The sequence below is a fragment of the Brevundimonas intermedia genome, from assembly GCF_027922165.1.
GTDB classification, from domain to species: domain Bacteria; phylum Pseudomonadota; class Alphaproteobacteria; order Caulobacterales; family Caulobacteraceae; genus Brevundimonas; species Brevundimonas intermedia.
Window position 1 is genome coordinate 715894 of sequence record NZ_BSFD01000011.1, and the last position, 21469, is coordinate 737362.

At 67.9% G+C, this 21469-nt stretch carries 20 protein-coding genes; 11 read left to right on the forward strand and 9 right to left on the reverse strand.

Annotated elements, in window-relative coordinates; genetic code table 11:
* Window positions 1–133: 133 nt before the first annotated feature.
* Window positions 134–835: a P-loop NTPase family protein gene (locus PKE72_RS16920; RefSeq protein WP_271166525.1), complete on the reverse strand. Its 702-nt coding sequence runs from the start codon at window positions 833–835 to the stop codon at window positions 134–136.
* A 50-nt stretch (window positions 836–885) separates the two neighbouring features.
* Window positions 886–2325 (reverse strand): GumC family protein, encoded by a 1440-nt coding sequence (locus PKE72_RS16925; RefSeq protein ID WP_271166526.1) that lies wholly within the window; start codon window positions 2323–2325, stop codon window positions 886–888.
* Between the two features lie 121 nt (window positions 2326–2446).
* Between PKE72_RS16925 and PKE72_RS16930 the strand changes: the two genes are divergently transcribed.
* The gene (locus PKE72_RS16930; RefSeq protein ID WP_271166527.1) at window positions 2447–3208 is read left to right on the forward strand and encodes a polysaccharide biosynthesis/export family protein; all 762 of its coding nucleotides are present in this window, start codon (window positions 2447–2449) and stop codon (window positions 3206–3208) included.
* 3 nt (window positions 3209–3211) lie between these two features.
* Here PKE72_RS16930 and PKE72_RS16935 read toward each other — a convergent pair whose 3' ends face one another.
* Both PKE72_RS16935 and PKE72_RS16940 read right to left on the reverse strand, forming a co-directional pair.
* The gene (locus tag PKE72_RS16935; RefSeq protein ID WP_271166528.1) at window positions 3212–3523 is read right to left on the reverse strand and encodes a sel1 repeat family protein; all 312 of its coding nucleotides are present in this window, start codon (window positions 3521–3523) and stop codon (window positions 3212–3214) included.
* Window positions 3524–3695: 172 nt separating this feature from the next.
* Window positions 3696–4421 (reverse strand): glutathione S-transferase N-terminal domain-containing protein, encoded by a 726-nt coding sequence (locus tag PKE72_RS16940; RefSeq protein WP_271166529.1) that lies wholly within the window; start codon window positions 4419–4421, stop codon window positions 3696–3698.
* A gap of 175 nt (window positions 4422–4596) precedes the next feature.
* Between PKE72_RS16940 and PKE72_RS16945 the strand changes: the two genes are divergently transcribed.
* Both PKE72_RS16945 and PKE72_RS16950 read left to right on the forward strand, forming a co-directional pair.
* Window positions 4597–5181 carry an RcnB family protein gene (locus PKE72_RS16945; protein WP_271166530.1) on the forward strand — a complete coding sequence of 195 codons (585 nt, stop codon included), beginning with the start codon at window positions 4597–4599 and terminating at the stop codon, window positions 5179–5181.
* Window positions 5182–6111: 930 nt separating this feature from the next.
* Window positions 6112–6366, forward strand: a complete 255-nt coding sequence (locus tag PKE72_RS16950; RefSeq protein WP_271166531.1) for an RcnB family protein — start codon at window positions 6112–6114, stop codon at window positions 6364–6366.
* A 55-nt stretch (window positions 6367–6421) separates the two neighbouring features.
* Here the strand turns inward: PKE72_RS16950 and gatB are convergent, their stop codons facing one another.
* Window positions 6422–7924: an Asp-tRNA(Asn)/Glu-tRNA(Gln) amidotransferase subunit GatB gene (gene gatB, locus PKE72_RS16955; RefSeq protein WP_271166532.1), complete on the reverse strand. Its 1503-nt coding sequence runs from the start codon at window positions 7922–7924 to the stop codon at window positions 6422–6424.
* A gap of 97 nt (window positions 7925–8021) precedes the next feature.
* On the opposite strand from gatB, the gene PKE72_RS16960 reads away from it, so the two are divergent.
* Window positions 8022–8351: a hypothetical protein gene (locus PKE72_RS16960; protein WP_271166533.1), complete on the forward strand. Its 330-nt coding sequence runs from the start codon at window positions 8022–8024 to the stop codon at window positions 8349–8351.
* A gap of 43 nt (window positions 8352–8394) precedes the next feature.
* On the opposite strand, the gene gatA is transcribed toward PKE72_RS16960, so the two are convergent.
* Both gatA and gatC read right to left on the reverse strand, forming a co-directional pair.
* Window positions 8395–9873, reverse strand: coding sequence for an Asp-tRNA(Asn)/Glu-tRNA(Gln) amidotransferase subunit GatA (gene gatA, locus PKE72_RS16965; RefSeq protein ID WP_271166534.1), 1479 nt, complete (start codon window positions 9871–9873; stop codon window positions 8395–8397).
* A 2-nt stretch (window positions 9874–9875) separates the two neighbouring features.
* On the reverse strand, window positions 9876–10163 hold the full coding sequence (gatC, locus tag PKE72_RS16970; protein WP_008261275.1) for an Asp-tRNA(Asn)/Glu-tRNA(Gln) amidotransferase subunit GatC: 288 nt from the start codon (window positions 10161–10163) through the stop codon (window positions 9876–9878).
* Window positions 10164–10601: 438 nt separating this feature from the next.
* On the opposite strand from gatC, the gene ruvX reads away from it, so the two are divergent.
* The 4 genes from ruvX (at window position 10602) to pyrC (ending at window position 14451) form a co-directional block, all read left to right on the forward strand.
* A complete protein-coding gene (ruvX, locus tag PKE72_RS16975) occupies window positions 10602–11081 on the forward strand; it encodes a Holliday junction resolvase RuvX (RefSeq protein WP_271166535.1) in 480 nt (159 codons plus the stop codon).
* Window positions 11072–12001, forward strand: a complete 930-nt coding sequence (locus PKE72_RS16980; protein ID WP_309298351.1) for an AEC family transporter — start codon at window positions 11072–11074, stop codon at window positions 11999–12001. Before ruvX ends, PKE72_RS16980 begins: the two co-directional genes overlap by 10 nt.
* A gap of 52 nt (window positions 12002–12053) precedes the next feature.
* Window positions 12054–13034 carry an aspartate carbamoyltransferase catalytic subunit gene (locus PKE72_RS16985; RefSeq protein ID WP_271166536.1) on the forward strand — a complete coding sequence of 327 codons (981 nt, stop codon included), beginning with the start codon at window positions 12054–12056 and terminating at the stop codon, window positions 13032–13034.
* Between the two features lie 145 nt (window positions 13035–13179).
* On the forward strand, window positions 13180–14451 hold the full coding sequence (pyrC, locus tag PKE72_RS16990; protein WP_271166537.1) for a dihydroorotase: 1272 nt from the start codon (window positions 13180–13182) through the stop codon (window positions 14449–14451).
* Window positions 14452–14632: 181 nt separating this feature from the next.
* On the opposite strand, the gene ubiM is transcribed toward pyrC, so the two are convergent.
* Complete coding sequence (gene ubiM / locus PKE72_RS16995) at window positions 14633–15814, reverse strand: 5-demethoxyubiquinol-8 5-hydroxylase UbiM (RefSeq protein ID WP_271166538.1); 1182 nt, start codon at window positions 15812–15814, stop codon at window positions 14633–14635.
* A gap of 69 nt (window positions 15815–15883) precedes the next feature.
* A complete protein-coding gene (locus tag PKE72_RS17000; RefSeq protein WP_271166539.1) occupies window positions 15884–16816 on the reverse strand; it encodes a glycerophosphodiester phosphodiesterase family protein in 933 nt (310 codons plus the stop codon).
* Window positions 16817–16943: 127 nt separating this feature from the next.
* Between PKE72_RS17000 and plsY the strand changes: the two genes are divergently transcribed.
* From plsY to topA, 3 genes are all read left to right on the forward strand, one after another.
* Window positions 16944–17582 (forward strand): glycerol-3-phosphate 1-O-acyltransferase PlsY, encoded by a 639-nt coding sequence (gene plsY / locus PKE72_RS17005; protein WP_271166540.1) that lies wholly within the window; start codon window positions 16944–16946, stop codon window positions 17580–17582.
* Window positions 17579–18649: a DNA-processing protein DprA gene (gene dprA, locus PKE72_RS17010; RefSeq protein WP_271166541.1), complete on the forward strand. Its 1071-nt coding sequence runs from the start codon at window positions 17579–17581 to the stop codon at window positions 18647–18649. Before plsY ends, dprA begins: the two co-directional genes overlap by 4 nt.
* Window positions 18650–18787: 138 nt before the next feature.
* Window positions 18788–21418 carry a type I DNA topoisomerase gene (gene topA, locus PKE72_RS17015; RefSeq protein ID WP_271166542.1) on the forward strand — a complete coding sequence of 877 codons (2631 nt, stop codon included), beginning with the start codon at window positions 18788–18790 and terminating at the stop codon, window positions 21416–21418.
* The last annotated feature ends 51 nt before the right edge of the window (window positions 21419–21469 follow it).

A 21469-nucleotide genomic window follows, 5' to 3' on the forward strand; every position in this document is an offset into this window, starting at 1 on the left:
TCGGAGTTATGATCTGGCGCTGGTCTTTGACATCGCGATCCAGAAGAGCTGAAGGGCCGAGCCCTCGCGCCGCAGAATAGACGAAAATAGACTCATTTTTTTTCGAGTCGATTGAGTCTATTTCGCTCGGGCCTCAGCCCGCCAGCCGGCTCAGGAACTTGGGCGGCTTGTAGGTCGAACGGTTCATGACCACCCCGGCGATGCGGCCGCCGACCGCCTCGATCTCGTCGCGCAGGATCACCGGTCCGCTCGCGGTCGCCCCGCCGGCCGCCACCACCAGCACCGTCATGTCGACGAAGGGCGCCAGGATGATCGCCATGTCGTTGCGGTCCGCCGCCGGGCTGTCGATGACGATGGTGTCGGCGTGCGGCCTCAAGGCGTCCCAATAGCGCGGCTCGCCCACCGCCTCGACGCGGTGGCCCGAGCGCAGCGACTCCATGTGGAACCGGGTCGTCCACAGACGCCCGCCTAGGCAAGGGCGTGCGGTCAACAGGCGCGCAGGTGGAACCGGCTTGCCGTCCCGCCCCGTCGGCGCCGGGGTGACGGCGAAAAAGCTGGACCCGTCGGGCGAGGCCTGGGCCGGCTTGCCCAGTTGGCCGAACCGGTCCGGTTCGGCGGCGATGGCGTCCAGCTGGCCCTGCTGGGCCAGGTCTCCGTCCACCAGCCATACCGGCTTGCGCGCCCGAACGGCGGCCAGCCGCGCAAACTCTCGCGCCACAGTCGAGACCCCTTCGCCCGTCGTGGCGGCGGCGAACTGGATCACGCGGGCGCGATGCGCCGGAGCAGGCCCCAGCGCCGCCCACAGACCGGCCATTTCGGACGTCAGATCGACCATCGAATCGCTATGCGCGCTCCATCAGGCCGCAGCCTATCACGGCCACGCGCCTAGTGCGCCTTGGCCGGCGCCACCGCCAGGACCGGCATGTCCAGGGTCCGCCGCACCGAATCCGGCGTCGAGAAGCCCCGCCGCGTAAAGATCCGCAGCAAGCCCAGGCACAGGGCCGTGAAGGCGGCGAACAGGAGGACGGCGGCCAGGGCCGGAACCTTGAGGCTCTTGCCGGTCGCCGGCGGCTGCGCCCGCTCGATCACGGTGACATTGTCGGCGCCGGCGGCGACCAGGGCGTTGTCCGCCCGACTCTGGCTCTCGCGCTGCTGGAACTCGCGGATGTTGGCGGTCAGGACCTCGCGGTTGCCCGCCAAGGTCGCGTTCTCGGACTCCAGCGCCGTCAGCCGCGCCTGCCGCGACCGGATGTCGGCCAGCTGGCGGTCCAGCGCGCCCAGACGCGCGGCCAGGGCGTCCCTGTCGGCCTGGGTGTTGATCCGGTTGGTCTCCAGCTCGGTCCAGACCGGGTTCGGCCCGGTGCGAACCTCCTTGGGCCCGACCGCGGTGCCCGTGCCCACATAGGCCTGCAACTGGGCGATCCGCGCCTCGATGTCCCTCACCGGCTGGGCGTCGGGCTGGTAACGGGACAGCAGCTGTTCCCGCTCGGTCCGCAGCTGCAGCACCTGGTCCTGGGCCGAGATGTTCAGGTCCTGCTGAAGGGCCACCTCCGCCGGCGTCGCCGCCTGCTGCGCCACCAGGGTGTTCAGCCTCTGGCTGGTCTGGTTCAGCTGGCTCTGGGTCGACATCCGGTCGGTGAAGACCGTCTGGTAGACTGCGGCCAGGGTCGTCTTGGCGGCGGTGAAGTCGCCGATGTCGTTGCTGGTCAGGAACTGCTCATAGGCCTGATCCGCCGCGCTCAGATCGCCCTCGAACGCCAGCCTCTGGGTGGCGATAGCCGGGGTCTTGTCCTGGAACACCTCGCGGCGATAGGCGAGGTATTGCTCGATCACCGTGTTCAGCACCCGCGCCGCCCGCTCGGGATCGTCGGCCTCATAGCTCAGGCGGATGACCGCGCTGCCCGGCGCCGTGCCGACGCCCAGGCTTCCGCCGACCAGCTTGCGCGCCGCCGCCTCGGCCTGGGCCTTGGATCCCGTCGGCGTCTTGCCCAGGATGGCCGCCGGCCCCAGCGCCTCCACCACGCGCTGACGCACCTGTCCCGAACTGAGTATCGCCGCCTCGGAGTTCGCGACCTCGTCCCCCTGCGGCGCCTGCCCCCGCTCCGCCGTGCCGACACGCGGCTGATAGACATACTCCTGGCCCACGCCCGCAAACACCGCGCCCTGGGCCGTATAGGTCTTCTTCAGCGTCAACACCGCCGCCGCCCCCAGGGCGAAGATGACCAGGAAGACGACGATCATCAGCACCAGTTCGCGGAACAGAAGGCCGACGACATCCAGCACGCCGTAACGCGGTCGGGTCGTGACATAGGCCGTCGAACGCATGGGCGGGCGAATCCAGGAAACTCTCGTTGGGATTCACCCTTCACCCAGCGGCGTTAACCATCGGTTACCCATAAGGCGCGAGGCTGCAATCAACCTGTTCTCGCCGGACCAAACCGATTCCATGACGCCAGATCGCCGACTGTTCCTGCTGGCCCTCGGATCGGCCGCCGCGACCCTGGCCGCTTGCGGTGCAGGTAACGCCGCCCGCATGCCACGCCCCGGCTCCGCGACGCAGAGGGTTCAGACGCCGTCTCGTGACGCGTTCCCCGCCATCCCGTTCGCGGACTGGACCGACGAGGAGCCGGAATACCTGCTCTACCCTGGCGATGAGATCGAGGTGGCCATGCCCACCGCCGCGGAACTGACCCGCACGTTAAAGGTCGGTCCTGATGGGCGCGTAGCCCTGCCCCTGATCGGTCAGATCATGGCTGCGGACAGAACCCTGCCGGAGCTGGAGCGCGAGGCGTCCTCGGCCTACGCCTCGCAACTGGTGCGCCCGGTCGTGGAAGTGACCTTGAGACAGGCCGGCCCGATTCGCGTCTGGATCGACGGCGAAGTGCGAACCCCGGGCGTGATCGAGATGACCGGCGACCTGGACGCCTATCAGGCCGTCGTCCAGGCGGGCGGCTTCCTGCCTTCGGGCAAGCCGGATCGCGTCGCCCTGATCCGGCGCGGTCCCGGAGGCTCGCGCATGATGCGGGTGGTCGATCTGCGCCCGCGTCGCGGCGAGGTCGTGGCCTTGCGTCGTGGCGACATCCTCTTCGTGCCGCGTTCGACGCTCGGTGAACTCGCCGCCTTCTTCACCCAGGTGCGCGCCGCCATGCCCATCGGCTTCAGCTATTCGATCAACGGATCGAACGGCAACGGCTACGCCACCTTCTAGGGATCAGGCGGCCAGCCGCACCACGCCCATGTCGATGTACCGGCGCGCCGCCTTCTGCGCCTCGGCGATCTCTTCGCGTTCCATTTCCAGGCTCATCTCGCGGCGATAGACGCGCGCTTCAATCGAACCCTTCATGGCCGCAAGGTTGAAGATCATGTGGGCCGAGACCCGGTCCATCGGGCAACCGCCCGATCCGGCCGAATACATCATGCCCAGCTTGAACAGGTCGTCGCCCGACATGTCGGTCGTCGGCAGAGGCAGGCCTTCTGTTTCCGAAGCGGCCTGCGGGTCTTGCGCCATTTCTTGCGCGTTCATCACCGTATCTCCTGAACGGACGCCGTTCTGGGCCCGTCTCTGATACCGCATCAAATACCGCCGGTTTGAAGTTAAAGTTAACGGCGAAAGCTGTGGCCAAACTTTTCAGTAAAGCAGAAATGAATACTCCTCGAGCGATTCAGAAGTCTGAAATCTGTTGGAAATCTCTTGTTTACGGCTTGGGCGCCCTCTGGCCGAACAAAACCGCCCGCGCCGCCTCGGCTTCCTTGCCCGACCCGCCCGCATTTCCACGTCGGTCTTCCAGCAGAGCCCGCCCGATCTTGACCGCCGGCCGCGCCCCGACTCGGTCAATCCAGGCCGCAACATTCGGGAACTCGGCCAGGCTCTGCCCTTGTAGCGCCGGCAATATCCAGGGCCAGGCCGCCATGTCGGCGATGGAGTAGTCGCCGGCCAGATACTCACGGTCCCGCAGGCGGCGATCCAGGACTCCATACAGACGATGGGTCTCGTTCGTGTAGCGTCGCACGCCGTAGGCGATCTGACGCTGGTCGCGGATCATGGCCGGCGCATACTGGCGGAAGTGGTGCGTCTGACCCGCCATAGGCCCCAACCCGCCGACCTGCCAGAACAGCCACTGATCGACCTCGACGCGCGCGCGCACTTCTGTCGGATAGAAACTCCCCGACTTGTTCCCCAGATACTGAAGGATCGCGCCGGACTCGAAGATCGAGATCGGCTCGCCGTCGGGTCCGTCAGGATCCACGATGGCCGGCATGCGGCCATTGGGACTGATGGCCTGAAAGGCCGGCTCGAACTGCTCCCCGACGCCGATGTTCACAGGCTTAACCTCATAGGGCAGCCCCATCTCCTCAAGGGCGATGGAGACCTTCCATCCGTTCGGCGTCGGCCAGTACCAGAGCTGGATCGGTGCGGTCATTTCATAGGCCTCCGGGAGATGCAGGTGACATTTGGGCCTGTGCACGCGCTGCCGCAACGCAGGTTTCAATCCTGACACGGTCGTTCAGGAGGCGTTCAGGCGCGCAATCCGACTTTCAGCGCCATTAACGGGCCAGTTCGTCGTTTCCGTCGGCGGCCCAGAATGGAGCAAGCAGATGAACCGCCTCACCAAGGCCGCCGTCGTCGCCATCGCCCTGTCCACCACGGCCGTCCCCATGCTGGCCGAGGCGCAGAACCGCGACCGCCGGGAATACCGTGAAGACCGCCGCGACGACCGGCGTGACTATCGTGACGAACGTCGCGACGACCGTCGCGACTGGCGTCAGGGCGACTACAACAATCGCCAAGACTATCGTCAGGACCGCCGTGACGACCGCCGCGACTATCGTGACGAGCGCCGGGACGACCGCCGCGACTATCGCAACGACCGTTGGGACCGGAACAATCGCGACTGGTGGCGCGGCCGGTCCGACTTCCGCGGCTATAACGGACCGCGCTCAGGCTACTGGTACGCGCCCAGCTACGGTTACTACCGGGTCGAACCGCGCTACTCCGGTTATCGCTGGAGAACGGGCGGGTATCTGCCGGCCCAGTACCGCAGCTATTATGTCCGTGATCCCTACTTCTACAATCTGCGGCCGGCTCCGCGCGGCTACCGCTATGTCCACGCCGGCAGCGACATCGTGCTGATCGCGGTCGCCACCGGCCTGATCGCGAGCGTCCTGTCCAACGTCTATTGAGGACGCTGGGTCGCTGAACCGGAAAGCCCCGCGACATCCGCTCGCGGGGCTTTCCAAAGGCGGGTTTCGATACGAAACCTTTTTCAGTCCGGGTTCATCGACGCGGCGCGATTATCCTCTTAAGCCGCCGGAGAACCGGCGTGCAGGAACAAAAAGACCATGAAACGCCTCCTGATGGCTTTCACCGCCGTCGCCGCCGTAGCGGGGCCGCTCGCCGCCCCAATCCAAGCTCTGGCTCAGGACGATCAGCCCCGTCGCGAACAACGCGACGCCGACCGCCCCCAACGCCCGCAGATCTCGCGCGGAGAACGCCCGGCTCCAAACCGGCCGAACGCGTCCAGACCGGAAACCTCACCGCCCGAGCGTCCGCAGAACAGCGCCCCCCGACCCGAGCGGCCAAGGACGGAAGACCGCCCCTCACGGCCAGATCGGCCCAGCACGGGCGGCCGCCCAGATCGACCGTCCAACGGGGAAGGAAGGCCTGATCGTCCCACGGGAGGCGACCGTCCTTCCCGTCCGGACCGCCCTGAAGGCGGTTGGAACCGGCCTGACAGGCCCGGAAACGGCGCCGGCCGTCCGGATAGGCCAGACCGTCCCTCGAACGGCGGCCGACCAGATCGCCCGGGCGACAATGCCGGCCGCCCCGACCGACCCGATCGGCCAGGCAATGGCGGCAGGCCCGACAGACCAGGTGGCGACTCGGGACGCCCTGATCGGCCCGGCGGCGGCTGGAACCGCCCGGATCGACCGAACGACAACTGGAACCGCCCGGGTCGCCCAGATCGTCCCGGCTCGGGCTGGAATCGGGACCGCGACCGGCATGAGGACTTCCGGCGTCGGTTCAACAGTGAGCAGTGGCGGCGCGACTTCTATCGCAATCACCGGTCAGATTGGTGGCGCAACGACCGGCGCTTCCATGGCTACAGCGGTGTGCGCGTCGGCTTCTATTTCGCGCCGGGCTGGGGCTATTACAGCGTCCCACGCTCCTACTGGGGTCGCTACTGGTCGGTCGGCGAGTATCTTCCGGACGTCTTCTGGCGCTACCGGCTGGACGACTGGCGCACCTATGGCCTGGGCTATCCGCCCGAGGGCACGCGCTGGGTGCTGGTCGACAATACGATCTATCTGATCGACGAGTACGACGGCTACATCATCGACGTCATCCGGGACGCCTGGCGCTGGTAGTCTCGAGCAAGAAGGCCCGGAGAGCGATCTCCGGGCCTTCATTCTTTTCAGTGGCTTACAGTCCCAGCTTGGCCTTCAGGATGTCGTTGACCGCCGCGGGATTGGCCTTGCCGCCCGTGGCCTTCATCACCTGACCGACGAACCAGCCCAGGGCCTGCGGCTTCTCGGCGACCGCAGCCGCCTTGTCCGGATTGGCGGCTATGATCTCGTCCACCGCCTTCTCGATCGCGCCGGTGTCGGTGACCTGTTTCAGGCCGTGCTTCTCGACCACCTCGGCCGGAGAGCCCTCGCCGTTCCAGACGTGGTCGAACACCTCCTTGGCGATCTTGGACGAGATGACGTTGGTCTCGATCAGTTCGACCAGCTGGGCCACATGGGCGGCCGGCAGCGGGTTCTCGCTGAAGTCCTTGCCGTCGGCCGCCAGACGCGCGGAGACCTCGTTCGTCACCCAGTTGGCGACCAGCTTGGCGTCACGGCCCTTGGCGGCGGCTTCGAAATAATCGGCCTTGGCCTGTTCTGAGATCAGCACGATGGCGTCGTATTGCGACAGGCCATAGTCGGCCATCAGGCGCTTGCGCTTGTCGTCCGGCAGTTCGGGCAGCGACGCCTTGATTTCGGCGATCCAGGCCTCTTCCAGATCCAGGGGCAGCAGGTCGGGATCGGGGAAGTAGCGATAGTCCTGCGCCTCTTCCTTGGACCGCATCGAGCGCGTCTCGCCGGCCGTCGGATCGTACAGACGCGTCTCCTGGGTGATCGAACCGCCGTCCTCCAGTATCTCGATCTGGCGGCGCGCCTCATACTGAATCGCCTGAGAAATGAAGCGGAAGCTATTGACGTTCTTGATCTCGCAACGCGTCCCCAGATAGCCGAAGTCGCCCGTCTGCTTGAACTTGTCGTAGTTCCCGGCCCGGCACACCGACACGTTCACGTCGGCCCGCAGATTGCCCTTCTCCATGTCCCCGTCGCAGGTGCCCAGATAGATCAGGATGGTCCGGATCTTCTTCACATACGCCACCGCCTCGTCCGGCGTGCGCAGGTCGGGACGTGAGACGATCTCCATCAGCGCCGTGCCGGCCCGGTTCAGGTCGACGTAGCTTTCGGTCGGCGACAGGTCGTGGATCAGCTTGCCCGCATCCTGCTCCAGGTGCAGTCGCTCGATGCCGACGTTGAAGAAGCTGCCGTCCTCGGCCTCCACCTCGACCACGCCTTCGCCGACGATCGGATAATAGAGCTGGCTGATCTGATAGCCGGTCGGCAGATCGGGATAGAAGTAGTTCTTGCGGTCGAACTGGCTGCGCTTGTTGATCTGCGCGCGCAGGCCCAGGCCCGTCTTCACCGCCTGTTCGACGCAATGCTTGTTCAGGGTCGGCAGCATGCCGGGGAAGCCGGCGTCCACCAGCGAGACCTGTTCATTCGGCCCCGCGCCGAAGCCGACGGCGGCGCCGGAGAAGAGCTTGGCCTTAGAGGCCACCTGGGCGTGGATCTCCAGCCCCATGACGATTTCCCAATCGCCGGTGCGGCCCTTGATCGTTTTCGAGTTCGGAACAGTGTCGGTCATGAGGTCGTCCTAGCGCCCTCGGCGGCGGCGAGAAAGAGGCTGTCTTGAGGGTGTCGCGAAATCGCGCTCAACATCGGTCGCCTCAATGGAGAATCCCATGTCCAAGACCCTGTTCGCCGCTGCTGCGGCCTCCCTGCTTCTGGTCGGCGCCGCCTCGGCCCAGACCGCGCCGGCTCCGGCCCAAGCCCCTGCCCATGACGAGCACCACGCCCGTCCCACCATCGAGAGCCCGATCGAGGCCCTGGTGAACGATCCGGCGACCAAGGCGGTGCTGGAGAAGCACCTGCCCGGCATGGACAAGCATCCCGCCTATGGCCAGTTCAAAGCCATGACCCTTCGGCAGGTCGCGCCCTACTCCCAGGGCGCCATCACCGACGAGAAGATCGCGGCCATCGACGCGGATCTGAAGGCGCTTCCGGCGGCTTGATGAAGAAGAAGGGCCGGCGATCTCGCCGGCCCATTTTTTCAATTCACCACCACTGGCCGGGCTTGGCCGTGAAGCCCGCCGCCCGTTCCAAGGCGGCCCCGACCTGGAAGACGGTGGCTTCGTCCAGGGCCTTGCCGATGACCTGGAGGCCGAGCGGGAGGCCGCCGGAATCGACGCCGGCGGGGACCGAGATGCCCGGCAGGCCGGCCAAGTTGGTCGTGACCGTGAAGACGTCGTTCAGATACATGGTCAGGGGGTCGATCTGCTTGTCCCCCAGAGCAAAGGCGGCCGACGGGGTCGAGGGGGTCAGGATGGCGTCCACCTGGCCCCAGACATTGTCGAAGTCCTCGGCGATGCGGCGACGGACCTTCAGGGCGCGGACGTAATAGGCGTCGTAGAAGCCGGCCGACAGCACATAGGCGCCGATGGTCAGGCGACGCTGGACCTCCTTGCCGAAGCCCTCGGCGCGCGAGGTGGCGTAGAGGTCGTCCAGCGAGCTGAACTGATCCGCCCGATGGCCGAACCGCATGCCGTCATAACGGGCCAGGTTGGACGAGGCCTCGGCCGGCGCCACGATATAATAGGTCGGCAGGGCGTATTTGGTGTGCGGCAGGCTGATCTCGACGATCTCGCAGCCGGCGTCCTTCAGCCAGGCCACGCCCTGGTCCCACAGGGACTGGATCTCGGCAGGCATGCCGTCCACGACATATTCGCGCGGCACGCCGATGCGCAGCCCCTTGACCGACTTGCCGACCGACTGGGTCCAGTCGGGCGTCGGGATGTCCAGACTGGTGGAGTCCTTGGCGTCGAACGAGCACATGGATTGCAGCAGCAGGGCCGCATCCTCGACCGTCTTGGTGATCGGGCCGGCCTGGTCCAGCGAACTGGCGAAGGCCACCATGCCGAAGCGGCTGGCGCGGCCATAGGTAGGCTTGATCCCGACCGTGCCGGTGAAGGCGGCGGGCTGGCGGATCGAGCCGCCGGTATCGGACGCGGTTGCGGCCAGGCACAGGTCGGCGGCGACGGCCGAGGCGGAACCGCCCGACGAGCCGCCCGGCGTCAGATCGGCGTTGGAGCCGGTCGACTTCCACGGGTTCTTGACCGGACCGAAGGCCGAGGTCTCGTTCGACGAGCCCATGGCGAATTCGTCCATGTTCAGCTTGCCCAGCATGACCGCCCCGTCGCGCCACAGATTGGCGGTGACGGTCGATTCATACGGCGGCACGAAGCCGCGCAGCATGTTGGAGCCGGCCGTGGTCTGGACGCCCTCGGTGCAGAACAGATCCTTGATGCCCAGCGGCGCGCCTTCCAGCACCCCGCCCTCGCCGGTCGCGATGCGGGCGTCGGAGGCGCGGGCCATGTCCATGGCCTTGTCCGCCGTCACCTCGACATAGGCGTTCAGGGTCGGATTGGCGGCCTCGATCTTGGTCAGGAAGGCCTGGGTGATTTCGGCCGAGGTGAAGTCCTTGGCCTTCAGGCCGTCGACGGCGCCCTTCAGGGTCAGTTTGGTCAGGTCGCTCATGACTATTCGACCACCTTGGGCACGACGAAGAAGCCGTCGGCCGACTTCGGGGCGTTGGACAGGACGGCGTCGATCTTGCCGCCGTCGGTGACCACGTCTTCGCGCAGGCGCAGGGGCTGGGCGACGTTCGAGGTCATGGGCTCGACGCCGTCGACATCGACCTCGTTCAGCTGTTCGATCCACTGCAGGATGCCGTTCAGCTCCTGGGCCAGCGGCTCCAGCCGATCCTCGGGGGTCTTGATGCGGGCGAGATGCGCAACCTTGCGCACCGTCGCAGCGTCGATGGCCATGCGGCCCTCCAATGCACGTCGATAAAGGGGTCTAGGGGGCGGGATTAGCGGCACAGGCGGGGATTCACAAGAACGAGACGGTGTTCCTGGTGGCACTAGGCCGCTGGCGCAAAAACAGGGTGACAAGGCGCCAAACGTGCCAAACGTGCCAAATCCCCCTCATGGTCGCCTCCCGCGTTTACGACCCGACACTATAACCCCGCCTGGGAGACCGATGGGTTGGGGGCGCGAAAAAGGCTCCAAACCCTTGCGCAGACGTAGTGTGGAGTGGGCGACGAATAATTTTGAGGGCCCAAGTACGCAGTTCCAACACGGCGAGTGGTGATGATCGTCGTACGCATCTTGCGCGTGGCGACTGCCAATCCTGGGGCCCGACTGACGTCGCTTCCTCAACTCATCGCCTTTGACTTCCCCGCCCGCCAGCCCTAACCGCAGGCCGTGCCCGTTCTCGATCTCCTCGACCTGCCCGCCGCCTGCCCGCCCGACACGCCGTGGATGGGGCTGGATCTGGGCGAGAAGACCATTGGGGTGGCGGTGTCGGACTCCACCCGCCTGATCGCCTCTCCGCTCCAGCTGATCCGCAAATCCAAGTTCACGCTGGAGGCCGAGCAGCTGTTCAAGCTGATGGCGCATCGCAAGGTCTCGGCCCTGGTGATCGGCCTGCCCGCCAATATGGACGGGACCGAGGGGCCGCGCGCCCAGTCGTGCCGCGCCTTCGCCCGCAATCTGGAGCGGCTGCGGCCGATCAATGTCGCCTTCTGGGACGAGCGGCTGTCCACCAGCGCGGTCGAGCGGTTCTTGATCGAGGACCTGGACCTGAACCGCAAGCGCCGGGCCGAGGTGGTGGACCGCACCGCCGCTGCCTGGATCCTGCAGGGGGCGCTGGATCGGGTGCGGGATCAGGCGACTTGGGTTTGACGGCCCTGATCGCCGGCGTCCTGCCGGTCTTTCTGATGATCGCCCTGGGCTATGGGCTGCGAAAATCCGGCTTCCTGCCCGACGAGGCGTGGCGGCCGATCGAGAAGCTGTCGATCAACATCTTCTATCCCAGCTTCCTGATCCCCGCGATCTGGCACGCGGACCTGGCCGGCGGCGGGGCGACCGTGGCGGGCGCGGCGGCGGTGGGGGCGACCCTGATCGTGGCGGCGGCGACCCTGGCGGCCAAGCCCCTGATCACCCTGGACGGCCCGGCCTACACCAGCGTCTTTCAGGGGGTGATCCGCTGGAACAGCTTCGTCTTCGTGCCGGTGATCCAGTCGGTCTATGGCTCCGAAGGCACCGCGCTCGCCGCCGTCGCCATCGCCTTCATCATTCCCGTCACCAATATCGCCTGCGTGGCGGTGCTGGCCAAATGGGGGTCGTTGCGGCGCGAACCGTCGGCTCTGGGGCTGGCGAAGTCGATGCTCGCCAATCCGATCCTGCTGGCCTGTCTGATCGGCCTGGCGCTGAACCTGTTGGGCGTGCCCCTGATCCCCGGCCTGTCGGACGCGCTGGATCTGCTGGGCGCCGCCGCCCTGCCGCTGGGCCTGATCGTCGCCGGGGCGGGGCTTTCGTTTGCCGAGGTTAAGCGAAGCCGCACCACCATCGCCGCGGTGACCCTGGTCAAGCTGGGGGTCATGCCGCCCCTGATGTGGGTCATCGCCTGGGCGTTGGGCGGCGACAGCCTGGCCCAGGGGATCGCCCTGATCTGCGGAGCGGCGCCGGGATCGGCCGCCTCCTATATATTGGCGCGCCAGATGGGCGGGGATGCGCCCCTGATCGCGGGGGTCATCGCCCTGACCACCGTCGGCAGCGCCGTGGTCATTCCGATCCTTCTGATGCTGTTCCACTTCACCTGACCCGCGCCCGACACTGGCGTTTGCGCCGACTCCCGCCTATAGGCGCGTCTCGATGACCCAGCCCCAAGACGTCACCGACCAGACCATTCGCGAGCGGCTGGTTCCGTTCCCCAAGGCCCACTTCCTGGCCGCCTCGGACCTGAATCCCTTCGTCACCCAGCAGTTGCTGGATCTCGGCGACGCCTTCGTGGATTTCAATCGCCAGTCGTCCAAGGCCCTGGACCTGCTGCACGGGCGCACGGTCGTGAACCTGTTCTTCGAGAACTCGACCCGCACCAGTTCCTCGTTCGAGATCGCCGCCAAGCGGCTGGGCGCCGATGTCGTGACCATGCCGGTCGGCTCGTCCTCGGTGAAGAAGGGCGAGACCCTGATCGATACGGCGGTGACGCTGAATGCGATGAAGCCGGACATTCTGGTCATCCGCCACTCGGCCTCGGGCGCGGCGGAGCTGCTGAGCCAGAAGGTCGGGTGCGCCGTCGTCAACGCCGGTGACGGTCGCCACGAACACCCGACCCAGGCCCTGCTGGATCTGCTGTCGATGCGCCGCGCCTTCGGGGATGTGACCAGCCTGACGGTCGCCATCTGCGGCGACATCACCCACAGCCGGGTGGCGCGCTCGAACGTCGCCCTGTTGCAGATGATGGGGGCGCGGGTGCGGCTGATCGGGCCGCCGACCCTGGTGCCCGGCGACGCCGACCGCTGGGGCTGCGAGGTCTTCCACGACATGCGCGAAGGGCTGGCGGGCTGCGACGTGGTGATGATGCTGCGGCTTCAGCTGGAGCGGATGGCCGGCGCCCTGGTGCCCTCGACCCGCGAGTATTTCCGCTTCTGGGGTCTGGACCGCGAGAAGCTGGCCTGGGCCAAGCCGGGGGCCCGGGTCATGCACCCCGGGCCGATGAACCGGGGCGTCGAGATCGATTCCGACGTGGCCGACGACCTTGACGTCTCCTTGATCCAGGATCAGGTCGAGATGGGCGTCGCCGCCCGTATGGCCGTGCTGGCCTCCCTCTCCGCCCGTTGGGGGGACAAGTGATGGACCGCAAAAACATCCGTCACCCTCGGGTTTGTCCCGAGGGCCCACCTGTCCGCCACACGAGCGCCCGCCGCTCAGTCTCCGCCATCCAACAGCCGAGCCGCCTCCGCCGTGGGCCCTCGGGACAAGCCCGAGGGTGACGGGAATGAGTACGATCGCAATCGTCAACGCCCGCCTGCTGGATCCCGCCACCGACTATGACGGTCCCGGCGGCGTGCTGATCGAGAATGGCCGCATCGTGCGCGTCGCTCACGGCGCATCGCCCATCGACGCCGATCAGGTCATCGACGCGGACGGCCTGTGCCTGGCGCCCGGCCTGATCGACATCCGGGTCAAGACCGGCGAACCGGGCGCCGAGCCCAAGGAGACGCTGAAGTCCGCCAGCCTGGCCGCCGCGGCCGGGGGCGTGACCACCATCGTGGTCCAGCCCGACACCGACCCCGCCGTCGACGACCCGGCGATGATCGACTTCATCCAGCGGCGCGGCGCGGCCCTGAACCTGGTCAATGTCCGGGCGGCCGGCGCGGCGACCAAGGCCCTGGACGGCCAGCGGATGGCCGAGATCGGCCTGATGGACGAAGCCGGCGCCCTGTATTTCACCGACGGCGACAAGGTCATCGTCAACAGCCGCACCCTGCAGCGGGTGATGAGCTACGCCGCCGCCTTCAACGCCTTGATCGCCTGTCGCCCGTCCGACCCCTGGCTGACCGAAGGTTCGGTCGCCGCCTCGGGCGAACTGGCCACCCGCCTGGGCCTGTCCGGCAGCCCGGCCATCGCCGAGCGCATCGGGCTGGAGCGGGACCTGGCCCTGGTCGAACAGACGGGCGCCCGGTTCCTGGTGGATCAGATCTCGACCGAAGGCGCGCTGGAGACCCTGGCGCGGGCCCGCGCCAAGGGGCTTGAGGTCGCGGTCAGCGTCTCGATCAACCACCTGTGCTTCAATGAGGTGGACATCGGCGACTATCGCACCTTCTACCGGCTGGACCCGCCGCTGCGGTCCGAGGCGGATCGCCAAGCGCTGATAGAGGCCGTGCGCGAGGGTCTGATCGACGTCATCACCTCGGCCCACGCCCCGGCCCCCGCCGAGGACAAGCGCCGCCCGTTCGCCGAGGCCGCGCCCGGCGCCGTCGGCCTGGAGACCCTGCTGCCCGCCGCCCTGACCCTGCACCACGAGGACGGGCTGGACCTGCTGGACGTGTTGCGGCCCCTGACCCAGGGTCCGGCGGCGCTGCTGGGCCTCGACGCCGGGGTGCTGGCGGAAGGCGCGCCGGCCGATCTGGTGCTGTTCGATCCCGGCGCGCCGATCATCGTCGATGCGGACAAGCTGCGGTCGAAGTCGAAGAACTCGCCGTTCGACGGGCGACGGCTGCAGGGCAAGGTGATCGGGACCTGGGTGGGCGGCCGGAAGGTTTTCTGACCTTGCTTTCGTCATCCTCCGGCAAGCCGCCCCTTCGCGGCGCAGACCGGGGGACCCAGCGGCGCCGAAGGCGATGCGTCCGCCGCACCATGTCGAAGTCCTTCGTCCGCGACAGGTTCGCGCTCGCGCGCGCCGCTGGCTCCCCCGGTCGCTGCGCGCCGGAGGATGACGAAAGCTCAGGTCACGCCGTCAGCATCCGCTTCACCACCCGTTTGAACGGCGCCGTCGCCTGGCCGGCGCGCAGGGCGGCGCCGCGCGCCAGACGGGCCGGGGGCGTTTCCTCGGTGAACAGGCGGACAAGGGCGTTGGTGCCCTGGTAGAGCGGCCAGCTGGCCAGACGGTGGTCGCGTTCATAGCGGGCCAGAACCCGTTCCGACCCGATGTCCCCGCCCCGCGCCGACTTCAACACCTTGGCCAGGGTCTCCTGTCCGCGCAGACCCAGGTTGAAGCCGTGGGCCGTGACCGGGTGCATGCCGACGGCGGCGTCGCCGATGAGGGCGAAGCCCTCGCCCGCGAACCGGCGGCTCCAGGTCGTGGCCAGGGGATAGGCGTGGCGGGTTCCGATCAGTTCGAGGCCGGTCAGCCGTCCCTTCAGCCGCCGTTCCATCTCGACCGCAAAGGCCTGGGGCGACAGGCGCATCAGGTCGGCGATGGCGGGGGCGGCCAAGGTGATCACAACCGAGGAGACCCGTTCCTGCGAGTCCGCGACCGGCAGAAGGGCGACGGTCTGACGATGGTCGAACCATTCGGTGGCGACATGGCCGTGCGCCTGGTCGTGGCGCATCCGGCAGACCATCATCGAGCGACCCAGCCGGTTCATCTCGACGCCGACGCCCAGTTGGTCGCGCACGCCGGAGAAGCGCGAGTCGGCCGCCACGATCAGCTTCGCCCGGATCGTCGCGCCGTCGTCCAGCACGACCCGGCCGCGCGGGGCGGCGCCCTGGACGACGCAGGTCGCCACTCGCCGCCCGGCCATCAGGGTCACGCCCGGCTGGCCTTCCACGACCTCGAACAGGGCGCGGCGGATCAGGTGGTTGGGGATCAGCACGCCCAGCCGGTCGGCGCCGCCGGCGTCGAAGGTCAGGGCGAAGGGCGAGCCGCCGTCCAGCACCCGCGCCTCGCGCAGATCCGAGATGTCTTGCGCCGGAATCCGGTCCCAGGCGTCGAGGGACTTCAACAGGCGGATCGAGTTGTGGGTCAGGGCGATTTCGCGGCCGTCGAAGGCGGGATCTCGCAGGGCGGCCTCGTCCTGTCCCTCGATCAAGACGACCGTCAGCCCGGCCCCGGCCAGCGACCGGGTAAAGGCCAGGCCTGCGGGTCCGGCCCCGACCACGGCCACGTCGAACATCAGATCATCGTGCATGCTGAACTCCTGATCCTCCTCCTGCCCTAGCCGGTTCGTCCGCTCCTTGATCGAGCGCAAATCGTCGCGTCAGCGCGGGCGGCGGCAGGTCGCGGCCTTGGCGACCTCGGCGCCCAGCACCGACTGGACCGCCAGAGGCGTGTCGGTGGCGATCACGGTGACGCCCTGGCGATACAGGTCGCGATATTCCGAGACGTCGCTGTCGGCGGCGTAGCGGTCGTCGCGGCGGCGGCCCTCGGCGCCCAGGGTGACGAACTGGACCTCGATCCCCGCCTGACGCAGGGCCGACCACAGGGCGGGCCTTTCCTCGCGGGTGCCGGTCCAGGCCAGGATCTGCGACGCGTTCAGCCCGTCCAGATCTTCGACGCCGTCCAGACCGGCCGAGATCATCATCTCCGGCGCCAGGGCCGCCACGGCGCGGGCGTCGGCGTCATTATAGGTGATCAGAATGACCCGGTTGGCGGCGCCCGAGCGGCGCACCTGGTCGATCACGGCGCGCGCCAGATCGACCGTGGTTCCGCCGTCGGCCGGTTTCAGGTCCAGGCTGGCGATGGCGCCGACGCGTCCGGCGGCGTCCAGAGCCTCGGCCAAGGTCGGTGGCGCGGCGTCGGTCAAGGCGCCGTTCGAGGCCTTCAAGCGGGCGGCCTTGACCTGGGCCAGGGTCAGGTCGGCGACGCGGCCCTGGCCGGTCGTGGTCCGGTCCATGGTCTCGTCGTGCATCAGGACCAGATGGCCGTCCTTGGTCAGGACCGCGTCCAGTTCGAGGATGGCGCCCGGAATGGCGCGGCCTGTCGCCAGGATGGCGGCGACGGAATTCTCGGGCTGGTCCATGGCCGATACCGCCCGGTGCGCCGAAATGGCCACGCCGCCGTCGCGGACACAGTCGAAATAGGCGGCCAGGGCCGGTCCGCCCGTCGGCGTCGGGCGAGACGGCGCCGCGCCGACGCAGGCCGAGGTGGAAATCAGCAAAATCAGGGCGGCGGCGGTGGGGATTCGGGTCATCAGACTCTCCGGCAGGGCGGGCGGACCTGACCCCGCGTCAATCATCGGGTCAAGAGGTCGGATCGCCCTTGCTCCGCAACGCTTGCCGACGCATTTTGCCGCAGCATTTCGCGGGGAGAGAATCAACGTGCAGGATCTGGTGGGCCCCGCGATCGGGACCTTGGCGCTGGTCGCGCTGGGCGGCTATCTGCTCGGCTCGATTCCGTTCGGCGTGGTGATCACCCGCGCCGCCGGCGCCGGCGACGTACGCAATATCGGGTCCGGCAATATCGGCGCGACCAATGTGCTGCGCACCGGGCGCAAGGACCTGGCCCTGGCCACCCTGCTGCTGGACGCCGGCAAGGGGGCGGTCGCCCTGTTGATCGCGCGCGCCCTGTTCGACAGCGAGGTCGCGGGCGCCATCGCCGGCGGCGCGGCCTTCCTGGGCCACCTGTTTCCCGTCTGGCTGAAGTTCAAAGGCGGCAAGGGCGTGGCCACCTTCTATGGTCTGCTGCTGGCCGCCGCCTGGCCCCTGGGCCTGATGGCCGGCGCCGTCTGGCTGATCAGCGCCTTCGCCTTCCGCTATTCGTCGCTGGCCGCCCTGATCTCCTCGGCGACCGCGCCGCTGCTGGCCCTGCTGCCGCTCGCCGCCGTCGGCCTGCCGGTGGGCATGCCGATCCTGTGCCTGACCGTCTTTGCCGCCGTGCTGATCTGGGTCCGCCACCACCAGAACATCGCCCGGCTGCTGAAGGGCGAGGAACCGCGTATCGGGGCCAAGAAGGCGTGAGGCTGGCGGCGGACGAGCGGTTCGCCCGGCTGCGGCTCGCCCGCACCGACCGCATCGGTCCCGTCGCCTTTTCCCAGCTGCTGAGCCGCTACAGCTCGGCCGTGCGCGTGCTGGAGGTCCTGCCCGATCTGGTCCGCAAGTCCGGCGCGGCCTCCATTCCCCCGCCCGTCGCACGCATTGAGCGCGAACTGGCCGACGGCGAGCGGATCGGCGCTCGGCTGCTGGTGCTGGGCGACGCCGACTATCCCGAGATGCTAGCCGCGCTCGACCCGCCGCCGCCGGTCCTGTGGGCCCGGGGTCGGGTCGAGCTGCTGAACGCGCCCTGTGTCGCCATCGTCGGCGCACGCATCGCGTCGGCCGGCGGCCAGAGGATCGCGCGCGGCCTGGCGCTGCAACTGGGTCAGGCCGGCCATGTCGTCGTCTCGGGCATGGCGCGCGGCATCGACGCCGCCGCCCATGAAGGCGCCCTGGCGAGCGGGACCGTCGCCGTTCTGGGCGGCGGGGTGGACGACATCTATCCGCCCGAGCACGCCGACCTCTACGCCCGCCTGGTCGACCAGGGCTGCGTGGTGTCCGAAAGCCCCGTCGGCGCCCGCGCCCAGGCGCGCGACTTCCCCCGGCGCAACCGCATCATCTCCGGCCTGTCGCGCGGCGTCGTGGTGGTCGAGGCCGAGATCAAGTCCGGCTCGCTGATCACCGCCCGCCTGGCGGCCGAACAGGGGCGCGACGTCTTCGCCGTGCCCGGCTCGCCGCTGGACCCGCGCGCCAAGGGCCCCAACGAGTTGCTGCGCCAGGGCGCCATCCTGTGCGAGGGGATCGAGGATATCGAGCGCGCCTTCCACACCTTGCGCACCCTGCGCGCGCCGCCGTCGGATCCCATGGACTATGGCGAGGTGGACGACGCCTTCCTGGACCGGGTCGCCGCCCTGCTCTCCCCCACCCCGACGCCGCGCGACGAGATCGCTCGCGCCCTGAACGCCCCCATGGGCCAGGTGGCCGCCGCCCTGCTGGAGCTGAGCCTCGCGGGGCGCGCCGAGCTGCTGCCGGGCGGTCTCGCGTCCATATAGTGAAGTCTCTTCCGGATTCGTCTTCGATCCGTGATAGTCACCCGATATTCCGCAAGTTTACGGGCGTCCGGCGGCCGGTGCATTGACACATGGCTCCGCTCCAACCACGTTCGCGCCCCTTCCCGAGACCGAACACGCATGAACCTCGTTATCGTCGAGAGCCCCGCAAAGGCCAAGACCATCAATAAATACCTCGGCTCCGGCTATGAGGTTCTGGCGTCTTACGGCCACGTCCGCGACCTGCCATCCAAGGATGGGTCGGTCCTGCCCGACGACGACTTCTCCATGCACTGGGAGGCCGACGCCAAGGGCGCCAAGCGGCTGTCCGAAATCGCCGAGGCCGCCAAGCGCGCCGACCGCGTCATCCTGGCGACCGACCCTGACCGCGAAGGGGAAGCCATCAGCTGGCACGTGCTGGAAGTGCTGAACAAGAAGAAGGCGCTGAAGGACACGCACGTCGAACGCGTGACCTTCAACGCCATCACCAAATCCGCCGTGCTGGAAGCCATGGCCAATCCGCGTCAGATCGACATGGAGTTGGTCGAGGCCTATCTGGCCCGCCGCGCCCTCGACTATCTGGTCGGTTTCACCCTGTCGCCCGTCCTGTGGCGCAAGCTGCCGGGCGCGCGCTCGGCCGGCCGGGTTCAATCCGTCGCGCTTCGCATCGTCGTCGATCGCGAGATGGAGATCGAGAAGTTCAAGGCGCAGGAATACTGGTCCATCGAGGCCGACCTGAACGCCGACAGCCCGCCCTTCACCGCCCGGCTGGTCAAGCACGCCGGCAAGCGGGTCCAGCGTCTGGACATCAAGGACGAGGCGACCGCCGCCGCTGCGCGTGCGGCCATCGACGCCGGCGACTTCACCATCAACTCGGTCGAGAAGAAGCCGGTGCGCCGCAACCCGGCCCCGCCCTTCACCACCTCGACCCTGCAACAGGAAGCCTCGCGCAAGCTGGGCTTCAGCGCCCAGCGCACCATGCAGGCAGCGCAGAAACTGTATGAGGGCGTGGACGAGACCGGCGGTCTGATCACCTATATGCGGACCGACGGCGTCCAGACCACGCCCGAGGGCATCGCCCAGGCGCGCGAGGTCATCGCCAAGGAATTCGGCCCGGCCTTCGTTCCGCAGGAACCGCGCTATTACAAGACCAAGGCCAAGAATGCTCAGGAAGCGCACGAAGCGATCCGGCCGACCAACATCGCCCGCCATCCCGACAGCCTGCGCCTCGAATCCGATCTTCAGCGTCTGTACGAGCTGATCTGGAAGCGGATGGTCGCCTCGCAGATGGAGGCGGCCCGCATGGACCGCACCACGGTCGATATCGAAACCCCGGACGGCCTGACAGCCTTACGCGCCACCGGCCAGGTGGTGACCTTCGACGGCTTCCTGGCCGTCTATGAGGAAGGCCGCGACGAGAAGCAGAAGGGCGCGGAAGAGGACGAGGGCGACGACACCAGCCGCCTGCCTGCGCTGAAGGAAGGCGCCAAGGCCAAGGTCGACGCCATCCGCACCGACCAGCATTTCACCGAACCGCCCCCGCGCTATTCGGAAGCCACCCTGGTCAAGAAGCTGGAAGAACTGGGCATCGGCCGGCCGTCGACCTACGCCTCGACCCTGTCGACCCTGCGCGACCGCGAATATGTGCGGGTGGACAAGAACCGCTTCTATCCCGAGGACAAAGGACGGCTGGTCACGGCCTTCCTGGAACAGTTCTTCGCCAAGTGGGTCGAATACGATTTCACCGCCGCGCTGGAGACCCGTCTGGACGAGGTGTCGGCCGGTCAACTGGACTGGAAGGTGCTGCTGCGCGAGTTCTGGGCAGACTTCCACGCCGCGACCCAGGCCGCCGGCGAACTGCGCACCACGGCCATTCTCGACGCCCTGAACGAGTCCCTGGGCGCCCATATCTTCCCGGCCAAGGAAGACGGGTCCGACCCGCGCGAATGCCCGCTATGCCACCAGGGCCAGCTCAGCCTGAAGACCAGCCGGTTCGGCGCCTTCATCGGCTGCGCCCGCTATCCCGACTGCAAATATACCCGGCCCGTCGCCAGCCCGTCGGCTGAAGACGGTTCGGCGGAAAGCGGCGACCGCGAACTGGGCATGGATCCCGAGACCGGCCAGCCGGTGCAGTTGAAGATCGGTCGTTTCGGCCCCTATGTCGAAATCACGCCGCCCGAGGGTGAAAAGCCCAAACGCTCGTCCCTGCCCAAGGGCTGGTCCCCCGCCTCGCTGACGCTGGACCAGGCTCTGCGCCTGCTGGCCCTGCCGCGCGAGGTCGGGGTTCACCCCGAGGACGGCAAGATGATCACGGCGGGCCTGGGCCGTTACGGACCCTTCGTCCTGCACGCTGGCACCTATGCGAACGTCTCGGACATCGACGAGGTGTTCGAGGTCGGCCTGAACCGCGCCGTCGCCCTGCTGGCCGAGAAGCGCGCCGGCCGTCCGGGTCGCGGCGCCGCCACGGCCCCGCTGAAGGACCTGGGCGCCCACCCGGAGACGGGTGAGCCGATCCACGTCATGGCCGGACGCTTCGGGCCCTACGTCAAGTCGGGCAAGATCAACGCCACCCTGCCCAAGGGCACGGCGCCCGAAGACCTGACCCTGGAAGACGCCCTGCCCCTGCTGGCCGCCAAGGCCGGCGCGGCGCCGAAGAAGAAGGCCCCAGCGGCCAAGAAGGCGGCTGCGCCCAAGAAGGCTGCGGCTGCGAAGAAGCCGACGGCCAAGAAGGCGCCGGCGAAGAAGAGCGCCAAGGCGAAGGCGGAAGACTGACTTCCTTCTCCCCTTGCGGGAGAAGGTGGCCGAGCGAAGCGAGGTCGGATG

Excerpts from the sequence above, each read along its gene's own strand:
- PKE72_RS16920 (WP_271166525.1), bottom strand. The coding sequence starts at position 835 with ATGGTCGATCTGACGTCCGAAATGGCCGGTCTGTGGGCGGCGCTGGGG.
- PKE72_RS16925 (WP_271166526.1), bottom strand. The coding sequence starts at position 2,325 with ATGCGTTCGACGGCCTATGTCACGACCCGACCGCGTTACGGCGTGCTG.
- PKE72_RS16930 (WP_271166527.1), top strand. The coding sequence starts at position 2,447 with ATGACGCCAGATCGCCGACTGTTCCTGCTGGCCCTCGGATCGGCCGCC.
- PKE72_RS16935 (WP_271166528.1), bottom strand. The coding sequence starts at position 3,523 with ATGAACGCGCAAGAAATGGCGCAAGACCCGCAGGCCGCTTCGGAAACA.
- PKE72_RS16940 (WP_271166529.1), bottom strand. The coding sequence starts at position 4,421 with ATGACCGCACCGATCCAGCTCTGGTACTGGCCGACGCCGAACGGATGG.
- PKE72_RS16945 (WP_271166530.1), top strand. The coding sequence starts at position 4,597 with ATGAACCGCCTCACCAAGGCCGCCGTCGTCGCCATCGCCCTGTCCACC.
- gatB (WP_271166532.1), bottom strand. The coding sequence starts at position 7,924 with ATGACCGACACTGTTCCGAACTCGAAAACGATCAAGGGCCGCACCGGC.
- PKE72_RS16960 (WP_271166533.1), top strand. The coding sequence starts at position 8,022 with ATGTCCAAGACCCTGTTCGCCGCTGCTGCGGCCTCCCTGCTTCTGGTC.
- gatA (WP_271166534.1), bottom strand. The coding sequence starts at position 9,873 with ATGAGCGACCTGACCAAACTGACCCTGAAGGGCGCCGTCGACGGCCTG.
- gatC (WP_008261275.1), bottom strand. The coding sequence starts at position 10,163 with ATGGCCATCGACGCTGCGACGGTGCGCAAGGTTGCGCATCTCGCCCGC.
- PKE72_RS16985 (WP_271166536.1), top strand. The coding sequence starts at position 12,054 with ATGACCCAGCCCCAAGACGTCACCGACCAGACCATTCGCGAGCGGCTG.
- pyrC (WP_271166537.1), top strand. The coding sequence starts at position 13,180 with ATGAGTACGATCGCAATCGTCAACGCCCGCCTGCTGGATCCCGCCACC.
- ubiM (WP_271166538.1), bottom strand. The coding sequence starts at position 15,814 with ATGCACGATGATCTGATGTTCGACGTGGCCGTGGTCGGGGCCGGACCC.
- PKE72_RS17000 (WP_271166539.1), bottom strand. The coding sequence starts at position 16,816 with ATGACCCGAATCCCCACCGCCGCCGCCCTGATTTTGCTGATTTCCACC.
- topA (WP_271166542.1), top strand. The coding sequence starts at position 18,788 with ATGAACCTCGTTATCGTCGAGAGCCCCGCAAAGGCCAAGACCATCAAT.